10 protein-coding genes are annotated in these 10655 nt (G+C 71.8%); all 10 read left to right on the forward strand.

Translation table 11 applies throughout. The features are described 5' to 3' along the window. Positions 1 to 262 precede the first annotated feature (262 nt). The 10 genes from argC (at position 263) to tyrS (ending at position 10488) form a co-directional block, all read left to right on the forward strand. Positions 263 to 1291 carry an N-acetyl-gamma-glutamyl-phosphate reductase gene (argC, locus tag AB0383_RS40040; protein WP_364190638.1) on the forward strand — a complete coding sequence of 343 codons (1029 nt, stop codon included), beginning with the start codon at positions 263 to 265 and terminating at the stop codon, positions 1289 to 1291. Beyond that, positions 1288 to 2448, forward strand: coding sequence for a bifunctional glutamate N-acetyltransferase/amino-acid acetyltransferase ArgJ (argJ, locus tag AB0383_RS40045; protein ID WP_364190636.1), 1161 nt, complete (start codon positions 1288 to 1290; stop codon positions 2446 to 2448). Before argC ends, argJ begins: the two co-directional genes overlap by 4 nt. Beyond that, complete coding sequence (gene argB / locus AB0383_RS40050; protein ID WP_364190633.1) at positions 2445 to 3410, forward strand: acetylglutamate kinase; 966 nt, start codon at positions 2445 to 2447, stop codon at positions 3408 to 3410. The genes argJ and argB overlap by 4 nt, the downstream gene beginning before the upstream one ends. Further along, complete coding sequence (locus tag AB0383_RS40055; RefSeq protein ID WP_364190630.1) at positions 3407 to 4612, forward strand: acetylornithine transaminase; 1206 nt, start codon at positions 3407 to 3409, stop codon at positions 4610 to 4612. The genes argB and AB0383_RS40055 overlap by 4 nt, the downstream gene beginning before the upstream one ends. Next, a complete protein-coding gene (argF, locus tag AB0383_RS40060; RefSeq protein WP_364190627.1) occupies positions 4612 to 5538 on the forward strand; it encodes an ornithine carbamoyltransferase in 927 nt (308 codons plus the stop codon). The genes AB0383_RS40055 and argF overlap by 1 nt, the downstream gene beginning before the upstream one ends. After that, entirely contained in the window at positions 5535 to 6035 is a 501-nt protein-coding gene (locus AB0383_RS40065) for an arginine repressor (protein ID WP_364190624.1), read from the forward strand. The genes argF and AB0383_RS40065 overlap by 4 nt, the downstream gene beginning before the upstream one ends. Beyond that, positions 6032 to 7024, forward strand: coding sequence for an argininosuccinate synthase domain-containing protein (locus tag AB0383_RS40070; protein WP_364190621.1), 993 nt, complete (start codon positions 6032 to 6034; stop codon positions 7022 to 7024). Before AB0383_RS40065 ends, AB0383_RS40070 begins: the two co-directional genes overlap by 4 nt. Positions 7025 to 7049: 25 nt before the next feature. After that, positions 7050 to 8465, forward strand: coding sequence for an argininosuccinate lyase (gene argH / locus AB0383_RS40075; protein WP_364190618.1), 1416 nt, complete (start codon positions 7050 to 7052; stop codon positions 8463 to 8465). 92 nt (positions 8466 to 8557) lie between these two features. Further along, a complete protein-coding gene (locus AB0383_RS40080) occupies positions 8558 to 9187 on the forward strand; it encodes a DNA-3-methyladenine glycosylase (protein ID WP_366190069.1) in 630 nt (209 codons plus the stop codon). Between the two features lie 32 nt (positions 9188 to 9219). Then, positions 9220 to 10488: a tyrosine--tRNA ligase gene (tyrS, locus tag AB0383_RS40085; RefSeq protein ID WP_364190612.1), complete on the forward strand. Its 1269-nt coding sequence runs from the start codon at positions 9220 to 9222 to the stop codon at positions 10486 to 10488. The last annotated feature ends 167 nt before the right edge of the window (positions 10489 to 10655 follow it).

The raw sequence follows: 10655 nt of genomic DNA on the forward strand, positions 1-10655 counted from the left end.
GCGCCCCCGCGCGGGCGGGCCCGCGGGGTGGGTCGCGCAGCACCCCCGGCCCGCGGGCGCGGCCCCGCCCCCCCACCCGCCCCGGCGAGAGCACTCGATCGGGTGAAGCGCGAACAGTCCGGTCGCCGCGACGCCGGGAGCTGCGACAACGGCCGGACGACCGGGGTGGAAGGCCTGGCTCCGGCTCGGCATGGCAGGAAACACACCTGGCCCAGCGGAATCCTGTTTGTTTGAGATTGCATGGTCGTGCATAATCATGCGTATGACGGTGAAGATCGCGGTGGCCGGCGCGAGCGGCTACGCGGGCGGGGAACTGTTGCGCCTGTTGCTGACCCATCCGGAAGTCGAGATCGGTGCGCTGACGGCGGCGAGCAGCGCGGGGACGCTGCTGGGCACGCACCAGCCGCACCTCGCGCCCCTGGCCGGGCGCGTGCTGGCCGAGACGACGGCGGAAACGCTGGCCGGCCACGACGTCGTGTTCCTCGCGCTGCCCCACGGCCACTCGGCCGAGGTCGCGGCGCAGCTCGGACCCGACGTGCTCGTGGTCGACCTCGCCGCAGACCACCGGCTGGCCGATCCGGCCGACTGGCAGCGCTGGTACGGCGGCGAGCACGCCGGGCAGTGGCCCTACGGCCTGCCCGAGCTGCCCGGCGCGCGCGAGAAGCTCGTGGGCACCAATCGCGTCGCGGTCCCCGGCTGCTTCCCGACCGGCGGCTCGCTCGCCCTCGCCCCGGCGCTGGCCGCGGGCTTGGTCGAGCCCGACGTCACGGTCGTGGCGGTCACCGGCACGTCCGGCGCGGGCAAGAGCCTCAAGCCGAACCTGCTCGGGTCCGAGGTTATGGGGTCCGCCAGCGCGTACGGAGTGGCGGGCAAGCACCGGCACACCCCCGAGTTCGCCCAGAACCTCTCCGGCGCGGCGGGAAAGCCGGTGACCGTGTCCTTCACACCCGTGCTCGCTCCGATGCCGCGTGGCATCCTCACCACCGCGACGGCGCCGCTGATCGGCGACGTCGACGAGAACACCGTGCGCGAGGTGTACGAGAAGGCCTACGACGCCGAACCGTTCGTGCAGTTGCTGCCCGCCGGGATGTGGCCCGCGACGGCTTCGACCCTCGGGTCGAACAACGTCCAGCTCCAGGTGGGCGTGGACGCCGACGCGGGCAGGCTCGTCGTGATCTGCTCGATCGACAACCTCACCAAGGGCACCGCGGGCGGTGCCGTCCAGTCGATGAACCTGGCGCTCGGATTCCCCGAGACCACCGGACTTTCCACCGTGGGAGTGGCACCGTGACCGTCACCGGCCCGAAGGGCTTCCGCGCCGCCGGCGTCGCCGCAGGCATCAAGGCCTCCGGCGCGCTCGATCTCACGCTCGTCGTGAACGACGGCCCGCTCGACGTCGCCGCGGGCGTGTTCACGCGCAACGTGATCAAGGCCGCGCCCGTGCTGTGGTCGCAGGAAGTCCTGAAGCAGCAGAAGCTCAAGGCGGTCGTGCTCAACTCGGGCGGCGCCAACGCGGCGACCGGCCCGGGCGGGTTCCAGGACACACACGCCACCGCGGAGAAGGTCGCCGAGGTCCTCGACATCGGCGCGATCGAGGTGGCCGTGTGCTCCACCGGCCTCATCGGCGAACGGCTCCCGATGGCCGCGGTGCTGTCCGGAGTGGACAGTGCCGTCAAGGCCCTCGACGCGAGCGCCGAGGCGAGCGTGAACGCCGCGTCCGGCGTGATGACCACCGACACCAAGCCGAAGCAAGCGTTTGCGAAACACGACGCGGGCTGGAGTGTCGGCGGCTTCGCGAAGGGTGCCGGCATGCTCGCGCCGAACCTCGCCACGATGCTGTCGGTCCTCACCACGGATGCCGTGGCGGACAAGGAAGTTCTCGACCGCGCGCTGCGCGCCGCCACCCGCGTCACCTACGACCGGCTCGACGTCGACGGCGGCACGTCCACCAACGACACGGTGCTGGTGCTCGTGTCCGGCGCGAGCGGGGTCGAGCCGACGGAGGCCGAGCTCACCGAGCAGCTCACCGCCGTCGCCCACGACCTCGTGCTGCAACTGCGCGCCGACTCCGAAGGCGCGACGAAGGACGTTGACGTCACGGTGCGCGGCGCCGCGTCCGAGGACGACGCCGTGGTGGTCGCCCGCACGATCGCCGAGGACAACCTCGTGAAGACGGCGCTGTTCGGCTCCGACCCCAACTGGGGCCGCATCGCCATGGCGCTCGGCCGCGCGCCCGCGCGCATCGACCCCGAGACGGTGTCGATCACGATCAACGGTGTCACGCTGTTCGCCTCGGGCACCACCGCCGCGGACCGCTCGGCCGCAGACCTGTCGGGGCGCGCCATCGAGGTCGTCGTCGACCTGGGCGTCGGCTCGGCCGAGGCCACGATCTACACCACCGATCTCTCGCACGGCTACGTCGAAGAGAACAGCGCCTACTCCTCATGACCGGCACGGAGGACCTGATTTCCGCGGACGACAGGCTCGAGACGGCGGCCGAGAAGGCCGGGGTGCTCATCGAGGCGCTGCCGTGGCTGCAGCGGTTCCACGGCGCCACCGTGGTGGTGAAGTACGGCGGCAACGCCATGATCGACGACACCCTCAAGGCGGCCTTCGCGCAGGACATGGTGTTCCTGCGTCTCGCCGGCCTGCACCCCGTGGTCGTGCACGGCGGGGGACCGCAGATCACCGCGATGCTCACCCGGCTCGGCGTCGAGGGCGAGTTCAAGGGCGGCCTGCGCGTGACCACGCCCGAGACGATGGACATCGTCCGCATGGTGCTGGTCGGGCAGGTCAGCCGCGAGCTGGTCGGCCTGATCAACGCTCACGGCCCGTACGCCGTCGGCATCTCCGGTGAGGACGCGCGCCTGTTCACCGCCGAGCGCAAACAGGCCACTGTGGACGGTGAACAGGTCGACATCGGCCTCGTCGGCGAGGTCGCCGCGGTGAACCCCGACGCGGTGCTCGACATCGTCAACGCCGGGCGCATCCCCGTGGTGTCCACGGTCGCGCCCGACATCGACGGCGTGGTGCACAACGTCAACGCCGACACGGCCGCGGGCGCGCTGGCCGCGGCGCTGGGCGCGGAGAAGCTCGTGGTGCTCACCGACGTGGAGGGCCTCTACGCCGATTGGCCCGACCGCTCGTCGCTGATCGACCGCATCCAGGTCGACCGGCTGGAGAAAATGCTGCCCGAGCTGGCCAGCGGCATGATCCCGAAAATGGAGGCCTGCGTGCGCGCGGTGCGCGGCGGCGTGCGCCGCGCCCACGTGATCGACGGACGCCTCGCCCACTCCGTGCTGCTGGAGGTCTTCACCTCCCGCGGCGTCGGCACGATGGTCTACCCCGAGCCCACCCTTTACCCCGAGCCCACCCCGAACCCCGAAAACCCAGGAACGGAGCTCCCGTGACCACCCCGACCTCGAACGAGGCGAGCCGGCAGCACTGGCAGTCGGCCCTGATGGACAACTACGGCACCCCCGGGCTGACGCTTGTCCGCGGCGAGGGCGCGAGGGTGTGGGACGCCGAGGGCACCGAGTACCTCGACCTCGTCGGCGGCATCGCGGTCAACGCGCTCGGCCACGCCCACCCCGAGGTGGTGCGCGCCGTCTCCGAGCAGATCGCGACGCTGGGCCACACGTCGAACCTGTACGTGAACCCGGTCGCGCTGGAGCTTGCCGAGGCGCTGCTCGACGTCGCGGGGCTGACCGGCCAGGGCAAGGTGCTGTTCGTGAACTCCGGCGCCGAGGCCAACGAAGCGGCGTTGAAGATCAGCCGCCTGACCGGCCGCACCAAGGTCGTCGCGGCGGAGGGCGCGTTCCACGGCCGCACGATGGGGTCGCTGTCGCTCACCGGCCAGCCGGGCAAGCGCGAACCGTTCGCGCCCCTGGTCCCCGGGGTCACGCATGTGCCGTTCGGCGACGTCGAAGCGCTGCGCGCGGCCGTCGACACCGACACCGCTGCCGTGTTCCTCGAGCCGGTGCTCGGCGAAGCCGGCGTGATCCCCGCGCCCGACGGCTACCTGCAGGCGGCTCGCGAGATCACCAAGGCGACTGGCGCGCTGCTCGTGCTCGACGAGGTGCAGACCGGCATCGGCCGGCTCGGCACCTGGTTCGCCTTCCAGCAGACGGGCATCGTCCCCGACCTCATCACGCTCGCGAAGGGCCTCGGCGGCGGGCTGCCGATCGGCGCCGTGATCGGCATCGGCGCGGCGGGCGAGCTACTGAAGCCGGGCCAGCACGGCACCACGTTCGGCGGCAACCCGGTCTGCTGCGCGGCCGGTCTGGCCGTGCTGCGCACGATCGCGCGCGACAACCTGCTCGACCACGTTTCCTCGCTGGGCAAGGACATCGCGACCGGCGTCGAGGCGCTCGGGCACCCGCTCGTCAGCGGTGTGCGCGGCGCCGGGCTGCTGCTCGGCATCACGCTGCGCGAGCCGGTGTCCGCCGCGGTCGCCAAGGCCGTGCAGGGAGCCGGCTACCTCGTCAACCCCGTCGCACCGGACACCATCCGGCTCGCCCCGCCGCTGGTGCTCGAGGCCGAGCAGGCCCAGGCCTTCCTGACCGCATTCCCGGACGCGCTCGACTCCACCACCACGAAGGATCCGAACTGATGCCTCGCCACTTCCTCCGCGACGACGACGTCAGCCCCGCCGAGCAGGCCGCTCTCCTGGACCTCGCCGACGCGCTCAAGGCGGACCCGCTCGGCAACAAGATCCTGGCCGGCAAGACGGTCACGGCGATCTTCGAGAAGAACTCCACCCGCACGCGCTTCTCGTTCGAGGTCGGCATCAGCCAGCTCGGCGGGCATCCGGTGATCGTCGACGGCCGGTCGATGCAGCTGGGCCGCGAGGAGACCATCGAGGACACCTCGCGCGTGCTGTCGCGTTACGTCGACGGAATCGTGTGGCGCACCTTCGCGCAGAAGCGCATCGACTCCATGGCGTCGGTCGCGTCGGTGCCGGTCGTGAACGCGCTCACCGACGAGTTCCACCCGTGCCAGGTCCTCACCGACCTCATGACCATCCGCGAGCGCAAAGGCAAGCTCGCCGGGCTGACACTGGTGTACCTCGGCGACGGGGCCAACAACATGGCCCACTCGCTGCTGCTCGGCGGCGTGACCGCGGGCATGCACGTGCGGGTCGTCTCGCCCGAGGGCTTCCAGCCCGACCAGCAGGTGATGCTCGACGCGAAGCACCGCGGCACCGAGACCGGCGGCAGCGCGGCCGTATTCACCGACCCGCACGACGCCGTCGCGGGCGCCGACGTGCTGGTCACCGACACCTGGACGTCCATGGGCCAGGAGAACGACGGCCTCGACCGGGTCGGCCCGTTCCGGGCGCTGCAGGTCAACACCGAGCTGCTCAAGCGCGCGGCCGACGAGGCCATCGTGCTGCACTGCCTGCCCGCGCACCGCGGCTGGGAGATCACCGACGAGGTGCTCGACGGCCCGGCCAGCGCGGTGTGGGACGAGGCCGAGAACCGTCTGCACGCCCAGAAGGCGCTGCTGGTCTGGTTGTTCGAGCAGAGCGGGCGATGACCGGCAGCCGGGTCGGGCGCCAGGCTCGCATCACGGAGCTGGTGTCCACGATGGCCATCCGCAGCCAGACCGAGCTCGCCAAGCTGCTCGCGGCCGAGGGCATCGAGGTCACGCAGGCGACGTTGTCGCGCGACCTAGACGAGCTTGGTGCCGTGAAGCTGCGCGGCGCCGACTCGGGGGCGCCGGTCTACGTCATCCCCGAGGACGGCAGCCCGGTGCGCGGGGTGCAGGGTGGTACGTCGCGGTTGTCCCGGCTGCTCGCGGAACTGCTCGTCTCGGCCGACGCGTCGGCCAACCTCACCGTGCTGCGCACGCCGCCCGGCGCCGCGCAGTTCCTCGCGAGCGCCATCGACCGCGCCGCACTGGAGGAGGTCGTCGGCTCCATCGCCGGCGACGACACGGTCGCTGTCATCGCCCGCGAACCGTTGAGCGGCCGCGATCTCGCGGAACGGTTCACCGCGCTCGCCCGGCGCTCGGCGGACGGCGAGGAGCTGTGACCACCGTCCTCGCCTACGCCGGTGGCCCCGCCGGCTCGGCCGCGCTGGCCCGCCTCGCGCGGGATACGGACGTGGTCACGGTCTCCGTCGACCTCGGCGCGGCCGACGTCGACCTCACGGCGCTGCGTGAGCGGGCCCTGGCGGCCGGCGCGGCGGAGTCGATCGTGATCGACGCGCGCGCCGAGTTCGCCAACGAACACTGCCTGCCCGCCCTGCAGTCCAACGCGTTGCTGTACGACCGTTATCCGCTCGTGGGGTCGCTGGCTCGTCCGCTGATCGAGAAGCACGTGACCGCGATCGCCCGCACGCGCAACGCCGATGTCGTGTGGCCACGCGAACAGCGCGGAAAGCTGTCTCCCGACCGCACGCTCTGGGGCCGCGCCGTCGTGGTCACCGACCCCGATCCGTGGCACGGACCCGGTGACGTCTTCGCCTACACCGAGGACGCCGCAGCCAACATCGACGCGCCCGACGAAGCCGTGATCACGTTCGACCGCGGGGTGCCTGTGGCCGTCGACGGCGAGACGGTGAGCGTGGCCGAGGCCGTGGTGCGGCTCGGGCACCGCGCCGGCGCCCACGGCGTCGGCCGGTTCGACCTCGCCACCGACGGCTGTGACCTCGGCCGCGAGATCTACGAAGCCCCCGGCGCGTGGGTGCTGATCACCGCGCACCAGGAGCTGGAGAACCTGACGCTGGACCGGGACCTGGCCCGGTTCAAGCGTTCGGTCGACCGGCGCTGGACCGAGCTCGTCCACGACGGGCTCTGGTCCTCGCCGCTGCGCGAGCCGCTCGACGCGTTCGTGCGGCACAGCCAGGAGCACGTGTGCGGCGACGTCCGGCTCGTGTTCCACGGCGGCACCGCCGTCGTCACCGGGCGCCGCGGCGAAGAGCCCGCCGGACGCGGCAGGCACCTGCGCCCCGTCGGCCGGCGGTACCGTCCCCTGACCGGGCAGGAGCACCCGGACCACCCGACCCACCGGGCATCGTGAGACGCCCGAGGCAGAAAGGCAGAACGTGAGCGCGAAAGACCAGCCGGTGGCCCTGTGGGGCGGCCGGTTCGCCAGCGGACCGGCCGAGGCGATGGCGGCGCTGAGCGCCTCCACCCACTTCGACTGGCGCCTGGCGCCCTACGACATCGCCGGCTCGCGGGCCCACGCCCGCGTGCTGCGGAAGGCGGGGCTGCTCACCGACGCGGAGCTGGCGGGCATGCTCGAGGCGCTCGATACGCTCGCGCAGGACGTGGCCTCGGGCGCGTTCACGCCGACGGTGGCCGACGAAGACGTGCACACCGCCCTCGAACGCGGGCTGCTGGAGCGCGCGGGCACGGAGCTGGGCGGCAAGCTGCGGGCGGGCCGCTCGCGCAACGACCAGGTGGCCACACTGTTCCGCATGTGGCTGCGCGACGCCGCGCGCCGCGTGGTCGCGGGCACCCTCGACGTGGTCGACGCCCTCGTTTCGCAGGCGCAGCGCCACCCCGAGGCCATCCTGCCCGGCCGCACGCACCTGCAGCACGCGCAGCCGGTCCTGCTCGCGCACCACCTGCTGGCCCACGGCCAGGCGCTGCTGCGCGACGTCTCCCGTCTGCGCGACTGGGACGCCCGCACCGCGGAGTCGCCGTATGGCTCGGGCGCGTTGGCCGGCTCGTCGCTGGGCCTCGACCCGGAGGCCGTGGCCACGGAGCTGGGCTTCGACACGAGCGTGGAGAACTCCATCGACGGCACCGCTTCACGCGACTTCGTGGCGGAGTTCGCGTTCGCCGTCGCGATGCTCTCGGTGAACCTATCGCGGATCGCCGAAGAGGTGATCATCTGGAACACCGCCGAGTTCGGCTACGTGACCCTCGACGACGCGTGGGCCACCGGGAGCTCGATCATGCCGCAGAAGAAGAACCCCGACGTCGCGGAGCTCACGCGCGGCAAGGCGGGCCGGCTGATCGGCAACCTCACCGGACTGCTGGCGACGCTGAAGGCGCAGCCACTCGCGTACAACCGCGACCTGCAGGAGGACAAGGAGCCGGTGTTCGACTCGGTCGAGCAGCTGGAGCTCCTGTTCCCGGCGATCGCGGGCATGCTCGCCACCCTGACCTTTCACACCGACCGGCTCGCCCAGTTGGCCCCGGCCGGCTTCACGCTCGCCACGGACATCGCCGAGTGGCTGGTGCGCCAGGGCGTGCCGTTCCGCGTGGCCCACGAGGCGGCAGGGGAGAGCGTGCGCGTGGCCGAGGGCCGCGGTGTCGGCCTCGACGAGCTGACCGACGAGGAGTTCCGCACCATCAACCCGGCCCTCACACCGGCGGTGCGCGAGGTGCTCACCGTCGAGGGGTCGGTGCGCTCGCGCAACGCCCGCGGCGGCACGGCGCCCGAGCGCGTCGCCGAGCAGCGTGAGCGCCTCGTGGACCGGGTGACGACCGTGCGGCAGTGGCTGAAGTAGCGCGCCGGACCGGCCGGGGAGCCTGAGCTTCCCGGCCGGATCGATCACCCGGGAGCCGCCGGTTAGGCTGAGGCGGAACGAGGGGAGCACGCGTGGACCGGTTGTTCCGGCGCGAGGAACTGGCACTGGACCCGGTCGACCTGGGGCACCTGCTGCTCGGCGCGGTCCTCGAGGCCGACGCGCCCGACGGCACCGTCGGCGTGCGGCTCGTGGAGGTCGAGGCCTACCGCGGCTTCGACGATCCGGCGTCGCACAGCTTCCGCGGCAAGACCCCGCGCAACGCCCTGATGTGGGGCCCGGCGGGGTATCTGTACGTGTACATCGTCTACGGCATGCATTTCTGCGCGAACGTCATCAGCGGGGAAGAAGACGAGCCCGGCGGGGTGCTCCTGCGCGCCGCCGAAGTGGTGCAGGGCGCGGACATTGTGCGCGCCCGGCGTCCCCACGCCCGCGGAAACGGCGAGATCGCCAAGGGACCCGCCATCCTCACGTCCGTGCTGCGCGTCGACCTCACGCAGAACGGCGTGGACCTCACGGACCCGTCCTCGCCGGTCCGGCTGCGGGTGGGGGAGCGCGTGCCGCCCGAGCGGATCCGCAGCGGCCCGCGGGTCGGCGTCGCCACGGGGATCGACACGCCGTGGCGGTTCTGGGTCGACGGCTCGCCCGCCGTGTCCACCTACCGGCGCGGCAGCAAACGGCGGCAGGTGCGCCCCGCGGGTTAGTCGCTTGACCTGGTGCGGGAGGATCTACAGGTGTGAGTGAGCACATCCTTGACGAGCTGTCCTGGCGCGGCCTGATCGCGCAATCCACCGACATCGACGCATTGCGGCGAGACCTCGACCAGGGACCCCTCACCCTCTATTGCGGCTTCGACCCGACCGCGCCCAGCCTGCACGCCGGCAACCTCGTCCCGCTGCTGATGCTCAAGCGTTTCCAGCGCGCCGGGCACCGGCCGATCGTGCTGGCCGGCGGTGCGACGGGCATGATCGGCGACCCGCGCGACACGGGGGAGCGCACGCTCAACACCCTCGACGTGGTCGCCGAGTGGGCGGGGCGTATCCGCGGGCAGTTGGAGCGGTTCGTCGAGTTCGACGATTCGCCGACGGGCGCCGTGGTCGAGAACAACCTGAACTGGACCGGCCAGCAGAACGTGCTGGAGTTCCTGCGCGACGTCGGCAAGCACTTCTCGGTGAACGTGATGCTCAACCGGGAGACCGTGAAGCGCCGGCTCGAGTCCGACGGCATGTCCTACACCGAGTTCAGCTACCTGCTGCTGCAGTCGCAGGACTACCTGCAGCTCTACCGGCAATACGGCTGCACGCTGCAGGTCGGCGGCTCCGACCAGTGGGGCAACCTCGTCGGCGGGGTCGACCTCATCCGGCGGGTCGAGAGCGGCAGCGCGCACGCGCTGACGGCGCCCCTGGTCACCGACGCCGAGGGCCGCAAGTTCGGCAAGTCCACCGGCGGCGGGAACCTGTGGCTCGACCCGGAGATGACCTCGCCGTACGCCTGGTACCAGTACTTCGTGAACGTCGGGGACGCCGACGTGATGCGTTACCTGCGCATGTTCACCTTCCTCACCCGGGAGGAGATCGACGCGCTGGCCGAGGACACCGAACAGCGGCCCCACCTGCGCGCGGCGCAGAAGCGGCTCGCTCAGGAGTTCACGGACCTCGTGCACGGCGAGGACCAGACGCGGCAGGTCATCGCGGCCAGCCAGGCGCTGTTCGGGCGCGGTGAGCTGGGTGAGCTCGACGCGAAGACGCTCGACGCGGCGATGGCCGAGGTCCCGACCGGCAAGGCGTCGGACGAGTCGACGATCGTCGACCTGCTGCTCGCCGGGGGACTGGTGGACAGCAAGGGCGCCGCGCGCCGCACGGTGAAGGAGGGCGGGGCGTACGTGAACAACGTGAAGATCGCCGACGAGGAGTGGACGCCGGCCGCGTCCGACGCGCTCCACGGACGTTGGCTCGTGGTGCGGAAGGGCAAGCGGAACATCGCCGGCGTCAGCCTCGCCGGCTGATCCCGGCCGACGGCCCGAAACAGGGCCCTGACCAGCGGGAACGCGGTTAAGGTACCCCCCTGTTTCGGGCCCTTTCGGGCCGTGTAAAGTTCTCCAAGTCGCCAGGGAAACCGGGCGGCCACCGGGACACGAACCAAGCTCTCGCCTCAGGCGATTGAGTGGGTGGC

Origin of the sequence: Amycolatopsis sp. NPDC051373 (assembly GCF_040689465.1) — a bacterium.
In the GTDB taxonomy this organism is placed as follows: Bacteria; Actinomycetota; Actinomycetes; order Mycobacteriales; family Pseudonocardiaceae; genus Amycolatopsis.

Excerpts from the sequence above, each read along its gene's own strand:
- argC (WP_364190638.1), top strand. The coding sequence starts at position 263 with ATGACGGTGAAGATCGCGGTGGCCGGCGCGAGCGGCTACGCGGGCGGG.
- argB (WP_364190633.1), top strand. The coding sequence starts at position 2,445 with ATGACCGGCACGGAGGACCTGATTTCCGCGGACGACAGGCTCGAGACG.
- argF (WP_364190627.1), top strand. The coding sequence starts at position 4,612 with ATGCCTCGCCACTTCCTCCGCGACGACGACGTCAGCCCCGCCGAGCAG.
- AB0383_RS40065 (WP_364190624.1), top strand. The coding sequence starts at position 5,535 with ATGACCGGCAGCCGGGTCGGGCGCCAGGCTCGCATCACGGAGCTGGTG.